Source organism: Massilia sp. YIM B02443, from assembly GCF_030411955.1.
Lineage (GTDB): Bacteria > Pseudomonadota > Gammaproteobacteria > Burkholderiales > Burkholderiaceae_D > Telluria.
Genome location: NZ_JASNRA010000009.1, coordinates 40,579 through 60,355 on the forward strand (window position 1 = coordinate 40,579; position 19,777 = coordinate 60,355).

A 19,777-nucleotide genomic window follows, 5' to 3' on the forward strand; every position below is an offset into this window, starting at 1 on the left:
CACCCGGCGCGCCTGCGGCGTTGTCGCGTGCTCAGGATACCTGGCGCCGCAGCGTGATGCGGGTCAGCTCGGCCGGCACGCCAAGGCGCAGGGCGAAGCCCGGCCACAGCGCCGTGCCATTGTTCAGGTACAGCGTCATGCCGTCGACATCGTAGCGGCCCGACACGAAACCGTTGTTGGCGCGCGCCACCACGCGATCGAGCCCGACGATCATGCCGCCATGGGTGTGGCCGGACAGTTGCAGCGCGACGTTGCGGCTGGCCGAGAAGCGGGCGTTCCTGGGCTGGTGGTCGAGCAGGATCACCGGCACGCCGGCCGGCGCGCCGCGCAGCGCCGCATCGAGGTCGGGCGCCGGGGCGCCGCTGCGCGGGGCGGTCACGTCGTTGACGCCGGCCAGCACCAGTTGCCCGGCGCCGCGCCTGAGGATGGCGTGGCTGTTGTCCAGCGGCTTCATGTTGAGCCCGGCAAAATAGGCCATCCATTCGGCGTGGCCGAAAAAGTATTCGTGATTGCCGGGAATCACCCACACGCCGTCGGCGGCGCGCAGGTCGCGCAGCGCGGCCACGTCGGCTTCGCGCCGGGCGACGTTGCCGTCGATGAGGTCGCCGGTGATCACGATCAGGTCGGCGCCAAGGGCATTGGCATCGTCGACCACCTTGCGCGTCCACGGTGCGTCGAACAGGCGGCTGATGTGCAGGTCGGTCAGGTGCAGTACCCGGTAGCCGTCGAATTCGTGCGGCAGGTTGCGCACTTCGATCAGCACGTCCTTCAGCGGCGGCGACTTGATCGCCTGCATGACCCCGAGCGCGGCGAGCAGCATGGCGGCGATGCCGATCGCAATCCGCAGGCGCGGCGCGATTGCCACCCGGCGGCGGCGCACCAGCGCGACCACGGCAGTGCCGAGGTCGAGCAGCAGCTGGAACACCGCCAGCAGCAGGATGGCGCCGAAGGTCCAGTTGAACAGGATGACCAGGGGTTTTGGAAACTCCGGCGAAAACACGCTGCCCGACGACAGGCGCGACCACAGGTGATATTGCGAGGCCAGCAGCAGGACCACGGCGCTGGCCAGCTTGGCGCGCATGGACAAGGGCAACGGCCAGAGCCAGCGTACCAGCACGACCAGGCAGGGGAGGGTGAACATCAGGTGAAACATCAGGCGCGCTCCATGGAGTAGCGGTGGTGGCCCGGGTGTGCGGCGCCGTGTTGCAGGCGGGTGGCGGCGCCCGCAGATCGAATGAAGAGATTACGCATCGTGCTGTGTGTCCAAAGCTGTCAAACGGGCAAGCATAGCCTAGATTGCATGAACGCACCGGCGAGCTGGCTCGGCCGCGCCGGCAGGCGCAGCGAACTATCGTCTGCATCTGTCTGCCGCGCCGCGCCGGCAACAGCGTCGACGAGGTCGATCCGGATGCGGCCGGCGGCGCTGGGGTGTGCCGAAAACCCGATGAAAATCAGATACTTGCAATCGTAAGGTATCCGGAAGGTCAGGATTGTCGCGGCTCGTTAGAGTCCGCTTCAGGCACCCCAGAGTGCTTCCCCGAATCCCTGTCCTGACTGGAACCGCAATGAACGCACGTCGTTACGATGTCATCCAAACCGGCACATTTTCCATGCAAGACGACGCGCGCTGGCAGTTGCTGCAGCGCGTGCTGGCGAGCCCGTTCTTCATCAAGGCCCCGCGCATGTCCGCCTTGCTGTCCTTCCTGGTCACGCGAACGCTCGATGGGCTGGCCGCGACGCTCAACGAATTCACCATCGGCGTGGAAGTGTTCCGCCGCGTCGCCCGCGATTTCGATACCACCATCGACCCGGTGGTCCGGGTGCAGATGGGGCGGCTGCGCGAACGGCTGGCGCGCTACGACGCCATGCCGGGCAGTTGCCCGCAGGCGCGCATCGTCATCCCGCCCGGCAGCTACGTGCCGGTGCTGACGGCGCCCGACAGCGCGCCCGTCAGCGCGCCTCTCAGCGTGCCTCTCAGCGTGCCGCCGACGCGGCCCCGATCGATCGGATTGGCGCCGCTGCGCACCCTCTCCCCCGCTGCCAACGCCGAATTCGTGGCCGGACTGGAAGAAGAACTGGCCTTGCAGCTGTTCCGGCGCTTCGGCGCCGCACCCGTCCAGGATCGCTTGCTGCAAGACAGCCTGGAGGTGAGCGTCAGGGTCGACCGCGGCCACGTGCGCGCTTCGGTGCGCCTGAGCGAGGCCGGCAGCGGCCGGCTGGCGTGGCTGCAGCAATGCGACGTGCATGGCGAACTCGGCATTCGCTTGCAGGAAGCGCTGGCGCTGGCGATCTGCGACGATCTGCAGCGCCACGTCGGCGCTGCGGCCAGCGCTCCCGCGCCGTTCAGGCCCGCACTGCAGGCTTGAACAGCGCCGCCGGCTTACTTCGGCTGGTGGACGTTGCCTTCCTGCGGATCGTTCTGGAGCCTGGCTTCCGTGTAGCGGTTGTGGAAGACCAGGTAAAAGCGATGCTTGGCGTATTCCTGTTCGTTGACGGTGACCATCGTCATCGCGTTGTCGGCCAGCCAGTGCTCGGTCTTGGGCGCGCCTTCGCGGTCGATGATCTCGTCCCTGAAGATCCAGCCGTTGCGCGTGCTGGCATAGTCGAGCACGAACGCCGTATGGTAGGGAACGACTGCAACGACATCGGCGAAGACATCGTTCACGTGCAGCATGCCGGTGGCCAGATCGGTATAGGTATAGAACACCTCGGCAAGATGGTCGACACCGACCACCGTGACGGTGACGGTAAATTGCGAAGCGTGGCTCGCGCGCTGGCTGGATTCGGAAGTGCTCATGCGTTTTCCTCTCATGGTGAAGGTTTAACTGCGGTCAACTGACGATAGACGGAGTCGCGATAGCCGATCTGTTGCAAGCGCCTCCAGGGGATGCCTGCATCGGCCGATTGTGGCAGACACAGGGTGGTACGTGCCCAGGGGTCGAGCACTTCGAAATCCATGGTGTCCATGGCCGGCCGCAGGACGTCCAGCGCTTGCCGGCACGCCTGTTGCGCCAGCGCCGGCTGCATGCCGGCCCGATGCGCCGCAGCCGCCGCCAGCTGGGCTTCGACCAGCGCCAGCCGCACCGCCAGGCTGGCCGGATTGGCGGCCTGCAGGCGGCGCAGCTGGTCGAGCGCCGCGCCGATCTCGCGCTGCGCCCGCGCCACGTCGCCGCTTGCCAACAGGGCCGGGGCGATGCGGCCGCGCGCCACCGCCGCGCTGGTGGCCCAGCGGGCATTCTTCGGATCGAACCGGTGCGCCGCAGCCAGCGCCGCATGCACGCGCTCGAACTCGCGCAACAACGCGGCGGGCGGCTGCAGGCGCGCTTTCACCTTCAGCAGTTCGAGCTCGATGTTGGCCAGTTCAACCTGCCACTCGCGGTTGTCCTGCTCGGCTTGCGCCACGCTCGCGAACAGCGCGCGCGCCGCCTCGAAGTCGAGCAGCGCAGCGTTGTCGCGGCCGAGCGCCAGCGCCAGCGCCGCGCGATGCTGCAGCGCGCGCACTTGCCGGTGCACCCACATCGGTTCGTCGGGGTAGCGCGTGCGCAAGCGCCCCACCAGGTCCAGCGCTTGCCGGTGCAGCTGGCCGGCCGCTTCCAGCTGGCCGAGCGACTTGCGCGCCGACGCCAGCCAGGAATGGCTGTCGGCCAGTTCGGCGATCAGCATCTTGTCGTCCGGCGTGTGTGCCAGTGCGCGCTGCTTCAGCGCGATCGAGGCCGCAAACTCGGCGGCGGCCGCGGCCGGCTGGCCGCGCGCCTGCGCCAGCGAGCCGAGGTTGTTGCGCGCATAAGATTGCTCGATCCACCATGCCGGCTTGTCCGGCTCGAGCGCATGCAGGCGGTCGGCGAACTGCGCATACTGGCGCCAGGCGCGTTCGGCCGCCGCCAGGTCGTTGCGGTCCTTGTGCAGCTGGCCGATCCAGTAGGCATTGATGCCCAGGTTGTTCAGCACCCCGGCGTCGCCCGGGGCCGCCGCGTGCTGGCGCACCAGGATCGCGTTGGCCTTGTCCAGCGCATCGATGGCCTGGGTGGCGTCCCCGCGCGAGCGGCTGACTTCGCCGATCACCTGCAGCGCCCGGGCGCGCAGCGTCAGGCTGGCCGGACTGAGCGCACTCAATGTATCGCCCTGTGAGCCGCGCAGGTATTCGAGCGCCTTGCCGCTGACGCTGTCCAGCAGGTCGAGTTTACCCAGCGGGCGCAGCTTGTCGGCGAAGTCGCCCAGCATGAAATCGACCAGGCCTTCGACTTCGGCGCGGCGCGCCTCGGCGCTGCGCTGGGCGCGGTAGGCGCTGAACGCCAGCGCGGTGTCGAGGATGGCCAGCGCGATGATCAGTCCCAGCGCGGATAGACGAAATACTTCGAAGCGGCGCGCCTTGCGCACCGACAGGCGGATCAGTTCCTGTTCGGCGCCGGTCAGCGACCACAGGCCGGAGGCGCCTAACTCCCTGGCCTCGTCCAGCGGTTTGCCGCGCGGGATGAGCAGGTCGGACGCGCGGCCCTCGGCGTCCCAGCGCAATGCCCCCTGCGCCAGCCTGGCGCGTGCGCGCAGGGCCGCGCGGTGGGCGGCGATCCAGTCGCGCATGCGCGGCCAGCGCCGCAGGATCGCTTCGTGCGCGATGCCGAACACCGGCGCGCCGCCGGCCAGGTCGGTCACGAACAGGCGCGCGTCGACCAGCGCCGTCACTGCCTGGCGCGCCGCTTCGCTGCGCAGCGCCGACCATGGCGCGCGCTGGCTGGTCACCTGCTCGTCGTCGACCGACAGCACCGTCACCAGCGACATGATATGGGGCAGGGCGGCGCGCTGCGCCTCGTCCAGCCCGAGCACGACCTGCTCGGCGCGGCGCCCGATGGTGCCTTCCAGCCCGCCCAGTTCGTGGAACACGTCGAAGCTCAACTCGCCTTCGTGCGTGCGCAGGCGGTACAGCTCGTGCAGGCAGTACTGCAGCAGCGGCAGCACGTCCGGACGCGCGGCCGCGCTTTCGCACAGCACGTCGTCCAGGCTGGCCCCCGTGGCCGGGTCGACGCCGAAGCGCAGCTGCGCCGCCGCCGCCGGCTTGCGGATCATCTGCGCGATGTCGCTGAAGCCCGGCGGCGCCAGGTCGACATGGCCGCCATGCGCCTTGCATTCCATGAGCAAGGGGGTGCGCGCGATGCTCGGATAAAAGTCGTTGCGGCAGGCCAGCACGATCAGGCAGCTGCTGCTGCGCGCCAGGCGTTCGAGCGTGGCGAGAAAAGCCGTACGCTCCGCTTCGGTGATGCGGTTGCCATTGAACAGCGCCTCGAAGCGGTCGATGAAGACGGCGAAGCGCAGGCCGGGTGCGCGGCCGGCGAGCGCTTGCCGCAGTTGCGCGACCACCTCGTCGGGGGCGTGCGCCAGCCGATGCCCGAGCGCCACCGCATTGTCGCTGTCGAACACCCAGCTGTCGTCGGCCTGCAGGTCGAGCAGGGCGCCGGCCAGCGCCACGAACAGCGGCTGCCCGCCCTGGTCGGCAACGTCGAAGCTGACCGATGCCAGCAGCGTCGCAGCGCCGGCTTGCGGGCGCGCCAGCGCCGGCAGCAGGCCGGCCTGCACCAGCGAGGTCTTGCCGGCGCCGCTGGGGCCGAGCAACAGCAGCAGGGCCAGGCCGCTCGCGATCTGCGCCTGCGCGGCGCCCACCAGGCGCTGGGTCGCTTCGTCGCGGCCGTAGAACACGGCGGCGTAGGTTTCGTCGAAGGGCAGCAGGCCGCGGAATGGCGAGCCGCGTTCCCAGCGCGCCGCGCGCCCGGCGTCGTCCACGTCGAATGCGACCGGCGCCACGGTGCGGTAGCCGCGCTTGCGGATGGTCTCGATGAAGACCGGGGCGGTGGCCTGGTCGCCCAGCAGCCGGCGCAGCTGGGCGATGTTCTTGTGCACCGGGCTGTCGCCATGGATGGTGCTGCCCCAGCATGCTTCCAGCAGCTGCTCGCTGCTCACGATCGCGCCATCGGCGCGGCACAAGGCCACCAGCACGTCCATCGTGCGCGGCTCCATCTGGCGCAGCTCGTCGCCCTGGCGGAGAGCGTTGGCGGCCGGGTCGACCAGCCACGCGCCAAAGCGGAAGCGCGCCGGTTTCCTGTCGATGGGGACAGGCGGACGGGCAATGGCAAGCGCAGGGCGACGGGTCGGAGTGTCGAGAGCCATAGTAGCCAAATAGCAATAATTAATGGTAGCACTCCTGGATCGACTGGCAACCATTTCTTTTTACAAGTGGTCGTTCAACGGGCTCCGCTGTTGCGTGGTGTTGTTATCCGTGGCTGTTACTTGTGTTACGTGCGAACGGCTTCTTACCATCGACGCCGAACTACCCGCTTTACGGGAGTCGACGGCGCCAACCCCGCAGGGACATGCATGCGCGGCCGTCCATCGTGGTCCAACTCAATGAGGGTGTCATGGCAGACAGCTTGCAAAAATGGGTGGGGCGGAACCGTCCGCCGCGCGTCCAGATCACTTACGACGTCGAGATCGGCAACGCCATCGAGAAGAAGGAATTGCCGCTGGTGGTCGGCCTGCTGGCCGACCTGTCCGGCCAGCCCCTGGCGCCGCCGCCGAAGCTCAAGGAGCGCCGCCTGGTCGACATCGACCGCGACAACTTCAACGAGGTCATGGCCAAGATCGCGCCGCGCCTGGACATCTCGGTGCCGGACACCTACCAGGGCGAAGGCAACCTGAAGATCGAACTGAACTTCAAGGAGTTCCAGGACTTTCATCCCGACGCCATCGTCCGCCAGGTGCCGCGCCTGGCCAGGCTGCTCGAGGTGCGCCAGCAGCTGCGCGACCTGCTCGGCAAGCTCGACGGCAATGACGAGCTCGACGCGCTGCTGGACCGGATCGTGCAGAACTCTGACGAGCTGAAGTCGCTGCAGCCGGATGCCCCGAAAGACGCCGCCGCCGACAGCACCGAACCGGCCGCATCCTGATGGCGCGCCGCGCCGTCGTCTCTTATTTCGACTGAAAGGGTCACCATGGCCAGCACTGAAGTGGCACAGGGCGCTGCAAGCACCACCACCAACGAGGAACTCAGCCTGTTGGATCGCATCGTCCAGGAAGGAAAGATGGCCGTCGAGCCATCGCAGAAAGCTTACGCACGCACGCTGCTGGGGCAGTTCGCCACCCAGGTGCTGGACGAAGGCATGAAGAAGGCGCCGGACAAGGGCGTGGTCGACATGATCAACCTGCGCGTGGCGCAGATCGACAAGATCCTGAGCGACCAGGTGAATGCGATCATGCACGACGAACGCTTCCAGGCGCTGGAGTCGTCCTGGCGCGGGCTGCACGACATGGTCATGGGCACCGAGACCGGGCCGCGGCTCAAACTGCGGCTGCTGAACGTGTCGAAGAAGGAGCTGCTGAAGGATCTGGAAGGCGCGGTCGATCACGACATGAGCGTGCTGTTCAAGAAGGTGTATGAGGAAGAATATGGCACCTTCGGCGGCGACCCGTACTCGCTCCTGATCGGCGACTATTATTTTGGACGCGATCCGCAGGACATGGCGCTGCTGGTGCGCATGTCGAAGGTGGCCGCCGCCGCCCACGCGCCCTTCATCGCCGCTGCCGCCCCATCGCTGTTCGACATGACCTCGTTCACCGAACTCGGCGTGCCGCGCGACATGTCGAAGATCTTCGACAGCGCCGAGCTGGTGTCGTGGCGCGGCTTTCGCGAATCCGAGGATTCGCGCTACGTCTCGCTGGTGCTGCCGCGCTATGCCGCGCGCATGCCGTACGGCGCCAGGACCAACCCGGTCGAGTCGTTCAGCTTCGAGGAAGCCGTCGATGGCACCAACCATGGCAAGTACCTGTGGGCGAATTCGGCTTACCAGCTCGGCCTGCGCATCACCGACGCCTTTGCCAAGTACAGCTGGACCACGGCGATCCGCGGCGTCGAGGGCGGCGGCAAGATCAGCAGCATGACCACGCACGCGTTCAAGACCAGTGACGGCGACATCGCGCTCAAGGGCCCGACCGAGGTCAGCATCACCGACCGGCGCGAAAAAGAGCTGAACGACCTTGGCTTTATTGCCGTGGTCAACGCCAAGGGTACCGATTCGGCCACCTTCTTCGGCGGCCAGTCGGTCAACAAGCCGAAAGTGTACAACCTGGACGCAGCCAACGCCAACGCAGCGCTGTCCTCGCGCCTGCCGTACGTGCTGGCGGCATCGCGGTTTGCGCACTACATCAAGGTGATCATGCGTGACAAGGTCGGCAGTTTCCAGACCCGGCAGAGCGTCGAGAACTACCTGAACAACTGGCTGAGCGGCTACGTGCTGCTGAGCGCGAACGCCACGCAGGGTGAGAAGGCGCGCTTTCCGCTGGCGGAAGGGCGGGTCGACGTGACCGAGATCGCCGGCAAGCCGGGCGCGTATTCGGCGACGGTGTTTCTCAAGCCGCACTTCCAGATGGAGGAGCTGACTACGTCGATCCGGCTGGTAGCGGAGTTGCCGGCGGCCGCTTGATCAGTTGCCGGGCCGGGCGCCCGGTATTTTCCAAGATGGCGGTGGCATGCGCCTGCTGCTAATGCCACTGCATCCGCTTATCGGAGATTCACATGTCTGACGTTCTCATTCTCGACCTGGGCGATTCGATCAAAGGTAATTGCACTATTACCGATTACGCCAACAAGATCATTGTCAATTCGTTTTCGCACAACGCCTATCTGCCGATGAGTAACGACGCCGGTAATACGGAACGCACCCTCGGGCGTCCCGTCCTTTCTGAAATGTCGTTCTCCAAATCGTCGGATCTGTCGACGACCGAACTGTTCAAGGCCTGCACCCAGGGTACCAAGATCGGGCCGGCCAAACTGCATATTGGCCGGGTTGAAAACGGTGTTTATATGAATTTCATGACCTATGAAATGACCAACGCCATGGTTTCGCAGATGAGCTGCAGCGGTGGCGGTGGCATTCCGAATGATTCGTTCTCAATCAACTTTACCAAGATCAAGGCTGATTTTACTCAGCAACAAACGGATTCGACGGCCAAGGGGACCGGCACCTGGAACTGGAATCTGGAGACAATGAAGGCGGATTGAGTAACTTGAACGAACACGTGATCAGCGAAAACTGCAGTGACAATGCATGCGCCGCATTTGCAGGTGTCGGCTTTGCCATCCGTTGGTGACGTGTTGATCCGGCGGAGCAGCACATCGCTTTGACAAGATGATCCGGAGGAGGCAATGGGAATTTGCAAGACATGTGGAGAAAAAATAGCTGACAGCTTCAGTTATTGCGGCAAACACAACCCGAATGCAAAGAAAAATGCCAAGGCTACTCAGAAGGCCATTGAGCAGGCCGCCAGGAACGCACAAATAGAAGCTGCGCTCCGGGCTGCGGAGAAGGAAAGGTTGAAGAAGATAGCCGCCGATCTGGCGGCCAAGGAACGCGCCGAGGCGGTGATAAGACAAAAGCAAGCGCTTATCCCAGCGCAGGCTGCAGCGGCGAAGATGGCCATTCGTGGCCTGGTGCAGCAGGTGGAGACACTGCGAGCGGCAAATCCAGGGCGTCAGAATATCAACGCAGGCCAGAATGCGGATCTGCAGACGATTACGGGCGGAACCAATAATCCGCACGCGATTACCGCGCAATCGCCTGTCACAAAGGATGAAATCATCAACTACCTGTACGAGAGCGGATTTCTGGAAAATTCTGATTCCGGATTATTCAAGCACAGGACCCCGGACCAGATCTTCATTCATGTTACTTGATAACGAAGCACTTATCGACAGACGTAGCACGATAGTGGCCGCTCCCGAAAAATCCGCGCAGCGCGGGCATTGTCGTCTGGAACGCCATACGGTAAAGGCAGAGTCACGAAACCGGACAAGTTCCGAAATCAAGAAACAATTGGAGCTTCATTCTGGTCAACTTGACCAATCGTTCTCAATGTAATGCATGCATTTCCAGTTGCCACTGCGAGAAAAGTATGTCCGCTTCTGACCGCGAACTCGACTACTTTCGTCGCGAACTGAGCTACCTGCGCACCGCGTCTGCCGACTTCGCCAGGCGCCATCCAAAGGTGGCCGGCAACCTGGCGTTAAGCGACGCGCATTCGGCCGACCCCCATGTCCAGCACCTGATTGAGTCGGTCGCCTTCCTCACTGCTGGTATCCATCGCGAAATCGACGGTTTAGCATCTGCCACCGCGTCGAGTATCCTGGATCATCTCTGCCCAAATTTGGCCCAGCCAGTGCCAGCAATGACGATCATGCAGATGACGCTCGATGCAGACGAAGGCAAGGTCACGGCCGGCAGCCGCGTTGTGTGTGACACGCTGCTTTCTACAATTGGCGCGTCCGGTGCGCGGTGTTGCTTCCGTACCGGCTGGGACACCACCGTGTGGCCCCTGCATGTAAGCGCTGTGGCACTGCAGGAAGCGCGCGTGCTTCGTATCGAGTGCCGGGCCAACGACAGCGCCGACGTGGCCGACCTGGAACTGGACACGCTGCGCCTGCATCTTGGCGGCGAATTGCTGACAGCCATGCCCTTGCACGAGTTGCTGCTCACCAGCCTGGACTGCATCGAGATCGCCGGCAGCACCGGCGTACAGCGTCTGCCGGCGAGTTGCCTGAGACCGGTCGGTTTCGACGAGCACGATGCGATCTTGTCTGCTCCGGCCCATGCCCATCCGGCCTATGTCCTGCTGCAGGAATATTTCACCTTCCCGCGCAAGTTCCAGTTTTTTGATCTGCATGGACTGCGCGGCAAGCTGGGTAATGGCGTGACGTTCAGCATCCGCCTGGTCTTCAACCACAATGCTGCCGTGCTGGCACTGCTGCGCCCCGAACACATCCGCCTGAACTGCGTCCCGGCCATCAACCTGTTCCCCGTCACCAGCGAGCCGATCACTTGGGACGGGCGCCAACACGAATACCTGCTGTTCCCGGATCGCAAGCGCGACGCCACGACCGAAGTGCATTCAGTGGTCTCGGTCACCGTGTCCGACCCGCGCACCGACCGCAGCGAGACGATCCCGAGCGTATTCGCCGATACCGGCGCCGCCGGCGACACGGACGGCGTGCGCGGCAACGCGCCGCTGTGCTGGACCATGCGCCGCACTGCCAGCCTGCGTCGCGGCATCAGCGGCACCGATGTCTACCTCGGCTTCGTCGACCGCCGCGACCCCGCCACCGTCCAGACGGACACGATGGTCTACGCCAAGCTGCTGTGCACCAACCGCGAACTTGCCAGTCAAATCAGGCCGGGCACCCGTTTCTACGGCGAGGGGATGGCCGCGTCCACGGTGGTGCGCGCGTTGTACCAGCCCAGCCCCCAGCGCGCCCCGCCGCTCGACAGCGCGGCATTGTGGGCATTGGTGTCCCTGCTGCGCCTGAATCATCGTTCGCTGGTCGACGGCGGTGCGGCCTCGTTGCGCGAGATGCTCGGCCTGTTCGCCAGCGGCAGCGCGCACGACACGGTGCAGATCGCCGGCATCAAGCGTCTCACCGCCAAACCGGGCACCGCGCGCATGGGAGGCCATGAAACCGCGGGCGCCTGGCGCGGCCATTGCCGCGGCACCGACATCGTCATCGAATTCGATCCGGCCGCCTTCGCCGGTTCGTCGGCGCTGCTGCTGGCCAGTGTGCTGGCGCACTTCTTCGCGCTGTACACCACCGCCAATTCCTATGTGCGCCTGACGGTGGAGCGCGACGGCGAAACCTGGATGGAATGGCCTCCGATGGCGGGACGCCAGGCCCTGGTCTGAAGCGGGAACCGTCCTCACCGATACACCGCGGCGCGCTGTCGCTGTTACTTGTGTTACGTAGCAGCCGTTCCCTACCATCGGTTCAAGCAACAGATCCGCCAAAGCGCCTCGATACCGCGTCGCGGCCTGTCCCTCGATCCGACGATTGGCGAACGCTCATGCATTCAGTGTCTCATGTAGCCGTGCTCCCCCTGTTCGACCGTATCGGCGCCGCGCCGGATGCGCAGACCGGCGTGCGCCTGACGCCGACCGAGGCGCTCAAGCTGTCGCTGCGGCTGGACCTGGTGCGCCTGTTCAACGCCCGCAACGGCTTGACGATCGCGCAGTTCCTCGGCGGCGGGCCGACCGCGCTCGATTACGGCCTGCCGGACACGCTGGCGCTGTCGCCCCAATCGGCCACCGACCTGCAATGCTGGGAGCGCGTCATCACGCGCGCGATCCTGCTGTACGAGCCGCGCCTGCGCCAGGTACAGGTCAAGGTAACGCCGGATGCCGCGCGGCCGGCGACGGCGCGGGTGGTCATTTCCGCGACCGCTGCCGGCGCCGACGAGGCAGGGCTCTTCCATTTCGATTTCGACGCCACGCTCGACGACCTGATGCCGCACGTCGACGCCGGCGCCTGAGGATACGACCTTCGCATGCCCGATCTCCTCTCCGAGCTGCGCCGCGCGCCGCACACCTTCAACCTGTTCCAGGCCATCAGCGTGCTCGAACGGGCGGCGCCCGAGCGTGCGCCGGTCGGCGCCGGCGTCGGCAGCGATGAAGCCGTGCGCCTGGCCGCCCATGTCGACCTGGCGTTCGCGCCGAGCGACATCGCCAGCCTGCGCCCCAGCACCCAGCCCGGCCCGGCGTGGACGCTGCGCACTGCCGCCCTGACGCTGGCCGGCGCCCACGGTCCGCTGGCGACCCCATTCACCGAACTGCTGCTGGAACAGCGCAGCGCGCGCAATCCGGCCGGTCTCGACTTCCTCGACATGTTCAACGGACGCCTGCTCGGCCTCTGGCACCGCGCGCGCGCCATGCGCCATGTGGCGCTGCAACCCGGCGTTACGTCGCCGGCGCCGCTGCTGCGCACCATCGACACCTTGTCCGGCCTGGGTATCGGCCTCGGTGCGCAGGGGCCGGCCGGAGAGCAGGGCTGGCTGCGCCACGCGGCCCTGCAAAACGCGGCGCCGCGTTCGATGGCGACCCTGCTGGCATTGCTGCGCGACCGGCTCGGCGTGCGCTTCAACGGCGAGCAGTTCGTCGGCGGCTGGCAGGCGCTGGCGCCGCGCGAACGGGCCCGTCTCGGTCGCGCGCGTAGCGGCATGAGCCTGGGTGCGCGTGTCTGGGACCAGGGCGCAGGCATGGCGCTGTCAACACCTCCGCTGACGCTGCGCCAGTTCGCCGAACTGCAGCCGGGAGCGCAAAAATTCCGCCTGCTGGCCTGGCTGGTGGCGCAGCATCTGCAAGCCGATTTCCGCGTGACGCTCACGCTCACCCTGGCCGAGGCGCCCGCCACCCGCCTGCCGCGGCGCAGCGCAGCGGACGCGCCAATGCTCCGGCCACGGCTCGGCCGCAGCGCCTGGCTCTCGGGCCGCGCGCGCGACCCGAAGCGCTACCGCGCCGCGCGCTTCCTGCTGCCGGTCTGCACGGTCAACCTCGCCAAGCGCCGTTGATGCCCATGGAAACCGACATCCGCACCTTGCTGGCCCGCATCAACCCGGAGTGCAAGCGCGCCATGGGCGTGGCCGCCGAACTGTGCGTGCAGCAGACCCACTTCAACGTCGAAGTCGAGCACCTGCTGGCGGCGCTGCTGGACGGCGGCGCGCCCGACCTGGCGCTGTTGCTGGCGCATTTCGAGGTCGATCCCGGCGCGGTGCGCACCCAGGTCCAGGCTGCCCTGGACAGCTTCAAGCGCGGCAACGGCCGCACGCCGGCCATGTCGCCCGACTTCGTGGCGCTGTTCAAGGAAGCCTGGATGAGCGGCTCGATGCTGCTGGGGGCGCAGCAGATCCGTTCCGGCACCGTGCTGCTGGCGCTGCTGGAACACGACAGCCTGCGCGGCATGCTGATCGAGACGGCGCCCGCGCTGCTGGCGATTGCGCGCGAGCGCCTGCGCACTGCGCTGCCCGACGTATTGGCGGCATCGAGCGAAGACGGTGGTCCAGTCAGCGTCGCCACGAGCGCCGGTGCCACGGCCGCCGACGGCGCCACGCCCGCGCTCGACCAGTTCACGGTCGACCTGACCGCGCTGGCGCGCGCCGGCAAGATCGACCCGGTGCGCGGACGCGACCTCGAAATCCGCCAGATCGTCGACATCCTGCTGCGCCGGCGCCAGAACAACCCGATCCTGACCGGCGAGGCCGGCGTCGGCAAGACCGCCGTGGTCGAGGGCTTTGCGCTGCGCATCGCCGCCGGCAGCGTGCCGCCGGCGTTGGCCGGGGTGCGGGTCTGCTCGCTCGACCTGGCCTTGTTGCAGGCCGGCGCCGGCGTGCGCGGCGAATTCGAACAGCGCCTGAAATCCGTGATCGCCGAGGTGCGCGCGGCGGCCACGCCGGTGATCCTGTTCATCGACGAAGCGCACCAATTGATCGGCGCCGGCGGCAGCGAAGGGCAGGGCGATGCGGCCAACCTGCTGAAACCCGCGCTGGCGCGCGGCGAGTTGCGCACCATCGCCGCCACCACCTGGCTGGAGTTTAAGAAACATATCGAGCGCGACCCGGCGCTGGCGCGGCGCTTCCAGGTGGTCAAGGTCGAGGAGCCGTCGCCGGAAGCGGCGATCGGCATGTTGCGCGGCATGGTGGCGACGCTGGAGCGCCACCACGGGGTCGAGATCCTGGACGACGCCGTGCGCGACGCGGTGCGCCTGTCGCAGCGCTACATCAGCGGGCGCCAGTTGCCGGACAAGGCGATCAGCGTGCTCGATACGGCCTGCGCGCGGGTGGCCATCGCCCAGGCCGGGACGCCGCCGCAGCTGGAAGCGCTCGAACACGAGATCGTGCTGGCCGAAGAAGACTTGCGACTGCTGCGCCAGCAGCTGGGGCGTGGCGAAGGCGATGCGCGGGATGCCGGGCGCCGGCAGGCGGCGCTGGCGCGCCTGAACGAACGGCGCGCCGCGCTGGCCGCCAAGCTGGCCGACGAGCGCCGCTCGGTCGACGAGATCCTGACCTTGCGCCGGGCAATCGCTACACAGGTCGACGCACAGATCGACCCACAGGCAGACGCCGGCAGCGCCCCGGCCGACCAGCTGCACCGCCTGCAAAAAGGCCTGGAAGCGATCCAGGACGACGAGCCGATGGTGCCGGTGTGCGTCGATTCGACCATGGTCGCCGGCGTGATCTCGGGCTGGACCGGGATCCCGGTCGGCAAGATGATGGCCGACGAAGTGCACACCGTGCTGCAGCTGCACGAGCGCCTGTGCGAGCGCGTGGTGGGGCAGGAGGCGGCGCTGGACGCGATCGCGCGCCGCGTGCGCACCTTCCGCGCCGGGCTGGACGACCCGGGCAAGCCGGTCGGCGTGTTCATGCTGGTCGGCCCGAGCGGCGTCGGCAAGACCGAGACCGCGCATGCGTTGGCCGACATGCTGTATGGCGGCGAACGCAACATGATCACGATAAACATGTCCGAGTTCCAGGAGGCCCACGCCATCTCCAGCCTGAAAGGCGCGCCGCCGGGCTACGTCGGCTACGGCAAGGGCGGCGTGCTGACCGAAGCGGTGCGGCGCCGCCCCTACAGCGTGGTGCTGCTCGACGAGATGGAAAAGGCCCACCCGGACGTGCTGGAACTGTTCTTCCAGGTGTTCGACAAGGGCACGATGGAAGACGGCGAGGGCGTGGCGATCGACTTCAGGCACACGCTGATCCTGCTCACCTCGAACGCGGCCCAGGACGTGATCACGCGCGCCTGCCGCGAAGCGGACGGCAGACTGCCGGATGCGGCCGGACTGGCGGCGCTGCTGCGGCCGGCCCTGCTGCAGCAGTTCAGCCCCGCCTTCCTGGGCCGCGTGGTGCTGGTGCCCTACTACCCGCTGGGCGACGACGACGTCAAGCTGATCGTCGACATGAAGCTCGAACGCCTGGCGCAGCGATTCGCGGCCAACCACCACGCGCGCTTCAGCTGGGACGATGCGGTGACGGCGGCAATCACGGCGCGCTGCACCGAAGTCGACAGCGGGGCGCGCAACGTCGACTTCATCCTGACCCAGACCGTGCTGCCCCAGCTGTCGTCTCAGGTGCTGGAGCGGATCGCCAGCGCTTGCGCGTTCTCCGGCGTGCACATGGGCGTGGCTGGCGGCGAATTCAGCTATCGCTTCCGCGATGGCGACGCCGCTGGCGCGGCGCGGGGCAGGACATGAAAACCGGTTTCAAACAGGGCGGCCTGCTGCGCGTCAGTTCTCCCTTCGGCGCCGACGACCTGCTGCCCGATAGCCTGGAAGGCAGCGAAGGCATGTCGGAGCTGTTCCGCTTCACGCTGCACATGCGCTCGCCGAACGCCGGCCTGGCAGCGGCCACGGTGCTGGGCAAGCAGCTCACGGTCACGATCGACCCCGATGGGAGCAGCCCGCGCGTCATCAGCGGCATCGTCACGCGCTTCGTCCAGAGCGGCCAGGACCGCGACTTCGCCGTCTACGACGCCGAGCTGGCGCCGGACCTGTGGCGCCTGACCCTGGCGCGCGACCGCAAGATCTATGCAAACCAGGGCGTGGACGCCATCGTCAAGGCGGTGCTGGGCGAGTTCGGCATCCGCTTCGAGTCGAAGCTGGCCGCCACCTATGCCGCGCGCGACTACTGCGTGCGCTACGACGAGACGGCGTTCGACTTCATCGCGCGCCTGATGGAAGCGGCCGGCATCTTTTATTTCTTCACCTTCGACAGCAGCGGCCATACGCTGGTGCTGGCAGACGCCAACAGCCAGTGCGCCGACTGCGCCGGGGCCGCCGCCGTGCGCTACTGGCCCGACACCGGCATGGCGCGCCCGAACGATGCTGTGGTGCGCTTCGAGCACGAGCAGCGCCTGGCGCTGATGAAGGCCACCGTCGACGACTACGATTTCACGGCGCCCGACACCGCGCTGGCGGGCACCCATGCGGCAGCCGCCGGCAGCGGCGCCAGCTACGAATTCGCCAGCGGCCACGCCAGCGTCGACGCCGCCACGGCGCTGGCGCGCCTGCGCGTGGAGGCCGGCCGCGCCGGCGCCGAGGTGCTGCGCGGCGACAGCTACTGCCACCCGTTCGCGGCCGGCACGCGCTTCACCTTGTCGGGCCACTTCATCGAAAGCCTGAACGCCGGTTTCGTGCTGCGCCGCGTGCACCACGCCGTGCGCGATGGGCGCTACACGAATGCGTTCGAAGCCTTCCCCGCCGAGCAGCCGTTCCGCAAGGCCTTGGTCACGCCGCGCCCGCGCGTGGCCGGCGTCGACACGGCGCGCGTGCTGGGCCCGGGCGGCGAGGAAATCTGGACCGACAAGCATGGCCGCATCAAGCTGCACTTTCCCTGGGACCGCGATGCCGAAGACGACACCCAGGCGCCGTGGGTGCGGGTGGCCCAGGCGGCCTCCGGTAACGGCTTCGGCGCGCTGTTCCTGCCGCGCGTCGGCGACGAGGTGGTGGTGGCCTACATCAACGGCGACCCCGACCGGCCGCTGGTGACGGGCAGCGTCTACAACGGCAGCAACCTGCCGCCGGCCACGCTGCCGGCCGACCAGACCCAGTCGATCCTGCGCACCCGCTCGTCGAAGGGCGGCAGCGCCGGCAACGAGCTGCGCTTCGAGGACAAGAAGGACGCCGAGCAGCTCTACCTGCATGCACAGAAAGACCTGCTGGCCGAGATCGAGAATGCCTTGACCACCACCGTGAAGAAGGGCGCCGAGACCCACACGCTGGAAGAGGGCGACCGCAGCGTCGAGGTCAGAAAGGGCAAGGAAACCCACAAGGTGGCCGGCACGCGCGGGTTGACCGTCACCGGCGCCGAGACCCACGCCAACGAGGCCGCGTTCACCCACACGGTGAAAGGCGACTACGCGCTGACGATCGACGGCAGCCTGACGATTACGGTGAAAGGCGCGGTCAAGCTGGCGGGCGACGGCGCCATCGCGCTGCAGGCCGGCGCCTCGCTCAAGGCGAAGGCCGGCACCGAACTGCTGTGCGACGCCGGCACCGACTTCACCGCCAAGGCCGGCAAGACGCTGACCCAGCAGGCCGGCATGAAGATCGACAGCAAGGCCGCGATCATCAGCAGCAAGGCCGATGCCACCCACAGCGTGGAAGCGGGCGCCATGCTGACCCTCAAGGGCGCGCTGGCGAAGGTGAACTGATGGACGCGCCCGACGACGCAAACCTGGTGGAGGACTACGGCGACAACGGCCGCCTGCGCCTGCGCAGCCGGATGGCGGGCGGCCTGCTGCATGGCCTGCTGGAGCAGTTCGACGACGCCGGCAACCTGGCGCTGCTGGCCCAGTTCGAGCGCGGCCAGCTGCACGGCGCCATGGCGGTGTACGGCGCCGACGGCGTGCTGGTGCAGCGCTGCGCCTTCCGCCACGGCGTGCCGCATGGGCTGATGGAGACCTTCGTGAACGGGCGCCGCGTCGCGGCCCGGACCATGGCCGACGGCGTCGCCAGCGGCCCGTCGCTGTCGTTCGACGAAGCCGGCCAGCTGACCGCGCGCCTGCAGCTGGTGGCGGGACAGCTGGACGGTCCGGCGACGTTCTTCCACGAGGGCCGCCAGGTGCGCAGCAGCAGCTACCGCGCCGGCCTGCTGGAAGGCGAGTCGGTCGACTGCGATGCCGAAGGCCAGGTGGTGCAGCGCTGCAGCTACCGCGCTAACCTGCTGCACGGCGCGCTCAGGCGCTACTGGCCAAACGGCGCCCTGATGGAAGAGACGATCTACCAGGACGGCGTGGCGCTGGCGGCGCCGGCGCGCTTCGACCAGCAGGGCCGGGCGCTCGGCCAGACCGAGGCGCCGCCGGCGCTGTTCGAACGGCTCAAGCGGCTGGTGCGGGGGGACTGATGGGACAGCAGGTATGCGCGGGCGCCATGCTCAAGTGCTCGTTCGGCCTGGCGCCGGGAACGCTGCTGGTGCTGCCGGCGAACGGGGTCATGACGGCGGTGCCGGACGCCACCATCATGGACAACAAGCCGGTGCTGAACATCGCGCCCTTCGGCATGTGCAGTTCCCTCGCCAACCCGGCCGTCGCCGCCGCCACCGCGGCCGCCATGGGCGTGCTCACGCCCATGCCCTGCATGCCGATGACGGCGGCGCCGTGGATGCCGGGCGCGCCCACCGTGCTGATCGGCGGCATGCCGGCGCTGACCGCTGCCTGCAAGCTGATGTGCACGGCCGGCGGCGTGATCGAGATCTGCGTGCCCGGTCAGTCGACCGTGGCCGTTCCCTGACCAAACCTTGCGGAGTCAATCGATGGAATACCGCTTCAGCCTCACGTCCCGCCTGGCGGCGCTCGCCACTTTTTCCGCGCTCGCGCTGTCGGCGCTGCTGTTCGCGCTCGGCTTCATGCTGGGCCTGCGCAGCGCCGCGCCGGAGCCGGAGGCAGTTGCGGCAGCGGTCGCGCCCGCAGCGGCGCCTGCGCCGGTGGTGGCGCCGGGGGTGGCGCGATGAAGCGGAGCGCGCTGCTGCTGGCCGCGTGCCTGTCGGGCTGCTCGATGTTCGGCGGCCCCAAGCCGGTGCGGCCGGCCTGGCACGGCCTGGCCTTCGCGGCGGCGTTCGACGCCAACGCCAGCAGCGCGCTGGCGGTGGACGTGGTGCTGGTCCGGGACAAGGCGGTGCTCGACACCTTGATGGCAATGTCGGCGGCGCGCTATTTCGCGGCCAGGGCCGACCTGCTGCGCACCTATCCGGACGCCCTGAGCGTGCTCGGGGTCGAGATCACGCCGGGCCAGACCATCCGCTTCGAGCGCAAGCGCTACGAAGGCGAGCGCGCCTGGGCCGCGCTCGCCTTCGCCAACTACGCGGCGCCCGGCGAGCACCGGGTGCGGGTGGCGCTCGACGGCGCCGCCTGCCTGGTGCAGCTGAACGCCCACGACTTCGTGGTCACCGCTGCCGCAAGCGGCGCCCGCTAACCGAGGATGCAT

At 67.5% G+C, this 19,777-nt stretch carries 17 protein-coding genes; 14 read left to right on the forward strand and 3 right to left on the reverse strand.

The window, feature by feature from the left end:
* Positions 1-31: 31 nt before the first annotated feature.
* A complete protein-coding gene (locus QPK27_RS11325; RefSeq protein WP_290418336.1) occupies positions 32-1,153 on the reverse strand; it encodes a metallophosphoesterase in 1,122 nt (373 codons plus the stop codon).
* 457 nt (positions 1,154-1,610) lie between these two features.
* Here QPK27_RS11325 and QPK27_RS11330 point away from each other — a divergent pair, with 457 nt between their 5' ends.
* Positions 1,611-2,366, forward strand: a complete 756-nt coding sequence (locus QPK27_RS11330) for a hypothetical protein (RefSeq protein WP_290418337.1) — start codon at positions 1,611-1,613, stop codon at positions 2,364-2,366.
* A gap of 14 nt (positions 2,367-2,380) precedes the next feature.
* Here the strand turns inward: QPK27_RS11330 and QPK27_RS11335 are convergent, their stop codons facing one another.
* Positions 2,381-2,797, reverse strand: coding sequence for a hypothetical protein (locus tag QPK27_RS11335; RefSeq protein ID WP_290418338.1), 417 nt, complete (start codon positions 2,795-2,797; stop codon positions 2,381-2,383).
* Between the two features lie 11 nt (positions 2,798-2,808).
* Entirely contained in the window at positions 2,809-6,156 is a 3,348-nt protein-coding gene (locus QPK27_RS11340) for a winged helix-turn-helix domain-containing protein (protein WP_290418339.1), read from the reverse strand.
* A 248-nt stretch (positions 6,157-6,404) separates the two neighbouring features.
* Between QPK27_RS11340 and tssB the strand changes: the two genes are divergently transcribed.
* The 13 genes from tssB to QPK27_RS11405 all read left to right on the forward strand — a co-directional run bounded on the left by tssB (position 6,405) and on the right by QPK27_RS11405 (position 19,765).
* Positions 6,405-6,932 carry a type VI secretion system contractile sheath small subunit gene (gene tssB, locus QPK27_RS11345; protein ID WP_290418340.1) on the forward strand — a complete coding sequence of 176 codons (528 nt, stop codon included), beginning with the start codon at positions 6,405-6,407 and terminating at the stop codon, positions 6,930-6,932.
* Positions 6,933-6,977: 45 nt separating this feature from the next.
* Positions 6,978-8,465: a type VI secretion system contractile sheath large subunit gene (tssC, locus tag QPK27_RS11350; RefSeq protein WP_290418341.1), complete on the forward strand. Its 1,488-nt coding sequence runs from the start codon at positions 6,978-6,980 to the stop codon at positions 8,463-8,465.
* 92 nt (positions 8,466-8,557) lie between these two features.
* The gene (locus tag QPK27_RS11355; protein ID WP_290418342.1) at positions 8,558-9,043 is read left to right on the forward strand and encodes a type VI secretion system tube protein Hcp; all 486 of its coding nucleotides are present in this window, start codon (positions 8,558-8,560) and stop codon (positions 9,041-9,043) included.
* A 144-nt stretch (positions 9,044-9,187) separates the two neighbouring features.
* The gene (locus QPK27_RS11360) at positions 9,188-9,715 is read left to right on the forward strand and encodes a hypothetical protein (RefSeq protein WP_290418343.1); all 528 of its coding nucleotides are present in this window, start codon (positions 9,188-9,190) and stop codon (positions 9,713-9,715) included.
* A gap of 218 nt (positions 9,716-9,933) precedes the next feature.
* Positions 9,934-11,712, forward strand: a complete 1,779-nt coding sequence (gene tssF, locus QPK27_RS11365) for a type VI secretion system baseplate subunit TssF (protein ID WP_290418344.1) — start codon at positions 9,934-9,936, stop codon at positions 11,710-11,712.
* A gap of 182 nt (positions 11,713-11,894) precedes the next feature.
* Positions 11,895-12,335: a type VI secretion system baseplate subunit TssE gene (tssE, locus tag QPK27_RS11370; protein WP_290418345.1), complete on the forward strand. Its 441-nt coding sequence runs from the start codon at positions 11,895-11,897 to the stop codon at positions 12,333-12,335.
* Between the two features lie 15 nt (positions 12,336-12,350).
* The gene (tssG, locus tag QPK27_RS11375; RefSeq protein ID WP_290418346.1) at positions 12,351-13,370 is read left to right on the forward strand and encodes a type VI secretion system baseplate subunit TssG; all 1,020 of its coding nucleotides are present in this window, start codon (positions 12,351-12,353) and stop codon (positions 13,368-13,370) included.
* 5 nt (positions 13,371-13,375) lie between these two features.
* Positions 13,376-16,048 carry a type VI secretion system ATPase TssH gene (tssH, locus tag QPK27_RS11380; RefSeq protein WP_290418461.1) on the forward strand — a complete coding sequence of 891 codons (2,673 nt, stop codon included), beginning with the start codon at positions 13,376-13,378 and terminating at the stop codon, positions 16,046-16,048.
* Positions 16,045-18,006, forward strand: a complete 1,962-nt coding sequence (locus QPK27_RS11385; RefSeq protein WP_290418347.1) for a type VI secretion system Vgr family protein — start codon at positions 16,045-16,047, stop codon at positions 18,004-18,006. Before tssH ends, QPK27_RS11385 begins: the two co-directional genes overlap by 4 nt.
* Positions 18,006-18,698, forward strand: coding sequence for a toxin-antitoxin system YwqK family antitoxin (locus QPK27_RS11390; protein WP_290418348.1), 693 nt, complete (start codon positions 18,006-18,008; stop codon positions 18,696-18,698). The genes QPK27_RS11385 and QPK27_RS11390 overlap by 1 nt, the downstream gene beginning before the upstream one ends.
* Positions 18,698-19,084: a DUF4280 domain-containing protein gene (locus QPK27_RS11395; RefSeq protein WP_290418349.1), complete on the forward strand. Its 387-nt coding sequence runs from the start codon at positions 18,698-18,700 to the stop codon at positions 19,082-19,084. The genes QPK27_RS11390 and QPK27_RS11395 overlap by 1 nt, the downstream gene beginning before the upstream one ends.
* A gap of 22 nt (positions 19,085-19,106) precedes the next feature.
* Positions 19,107-19,304 (forward strand): hypothetical protein, encoded by a 198-nt coding sequence (locus QPK27_RS11400; protein ID WP_290418350.1) that lies wholly within the window; start codon positions 19,107-19,109, stop codon positions 19,302-19,304.
* Complete coding sequence (locus tag QPK27_RS11405) at positions 19,301-19,765, forward strand: hypothetical protein (protein ID WP_290418351.1); 465 nt, start codon at positions 19,301-19,303, stop codon at positions 19,763-19,765. Before QPK27_RS11400 ends, QPK27_RS11405 begins: the two co-directional genes overlap by 4 nt.
* The last annotated feature ends 12 nt before the right edge of the window (positions 19,766-19,777 follow it).

What these genes read in the sequence shown, in the direction of transcription:
- tssB (WP_290418340.1), top strand. Translation starts at nt 6,405, where the DNA reads ATGGCAGACAGCTTGCAAAAATGGGTGGGGCGGAACCGTCCGCCGCGC.
- tssG (WP_290418346.1), top strand. Translation starts at nt 12,351, where the DNA reads ATGCCCGATCTCCTCTCCGAGCTGCGCCGCGCGCCGCACACCTTCAAC.
- QPK27_RS11355 (WP_290418342.1), top strand. Translation starts at nt 8,558, where the DNA reads ATGTCTGACGTTCTCATTCTCGACCTGGGCGATTCGATCAAAGGTAAT.
- QPK27_RS11325 (WP_290418336.1), bottom strand. Translation starts at nt 1,153, where the DNA reads ATGTTTCACCTGATGTTCACCCTCCCCTGCCTGGTCGTGCTGGTACGC.
- tssH (WP_290418461.1), top strand. Translation starts at nt 13,376, where the DNA reads ATGGAAACCGACATCCGCACCTTGCTGGCCCGCATCAACCCGGAGTGC.
- QPK27_RS11385 (WP_290418347.1), top strand. Translation starts at nt 16,045, where the DNA reads ATGAAAACCGGTTTCAAACAGGGCGGCCTGCTGCGCGTCAGTTCTCCC.
- QPK27_RS11360 (WP_290418343.1), top strand. Translation starts at nt 9,188, where the DNA reads ATGGGAATTTGCAAGACATGTGGAGAAAAAATAGCTGACAGCTTCAGT.
- QPK27_RS11405 (WP_290418351.1), top strand. Translation starts at nt 19,301, where the DNA reads ATGAAGCGGAGCGCGCTGCTGCTGGCCGCGTGCCTGTCGGGCTGCTCG.
- QPK27_RS11400 (WP_290418350.1), top strand. Translation starts at nt 19,107, where the DNA reads ATGGAATACCGCTTCAGCCTCACGTCCCGCCTGGCGGCGCTCGCCACT.
- QPK27_RS11340 (WP_290418339.1), bottom strand. Translation starts at nt 6,156, where the DNA reads ATGGCTCTCGACACTCCGACCCGTCGCCCTGCGCTTGCCATTGCCCGT.
- QPK27_RS11390 (WP_290418348.1), top strand. Translation starts at nt 18,006, where the DNA reads ATGGACGCGCCCGACGACGCAAACCTGGTGGAGGACTACGGCGACAAC.
- QPK27_RS11395 (WP_290418349.1), top strand. Translation starts at nt 18,698, where the DNA reads ATGGGACAGCAGGTATGCGCGGGCGCCATGCTCAAGTGCTCGTTCGGC.
- tssC (WP_290418341.1), top strand. Translation starts at nt 6,978, where the DNA reads ATGGCCAGCACTGAAGTGGCACAGGGCGCTGCAAGCACCACCACCAAC.
- QPK27_RS11330 (WP_290418337.1), top strand. Translation starts at nt 1,611, where the DNA reads ATGCAAGACGACGCGCGCTGGCAGTTGCTGCAGCGCGTGCTGGCGAGC.
- tssF (WP_290418344.1), top strand. Translation starts at nt 9,934, where the DNA reads ATGTCCGCTTCTGACCGCGAACTCGACTACTTTCGTCGCGAACTGAGC.
- QPK27_RS11335 (WP_290418338.1), bottom strand. Translation starts at nt 2,797, where the DNA reads ATGAGCACTTCCGAATCCAGCCAGCGCGCGAGCCACGCTTCGCAATTT.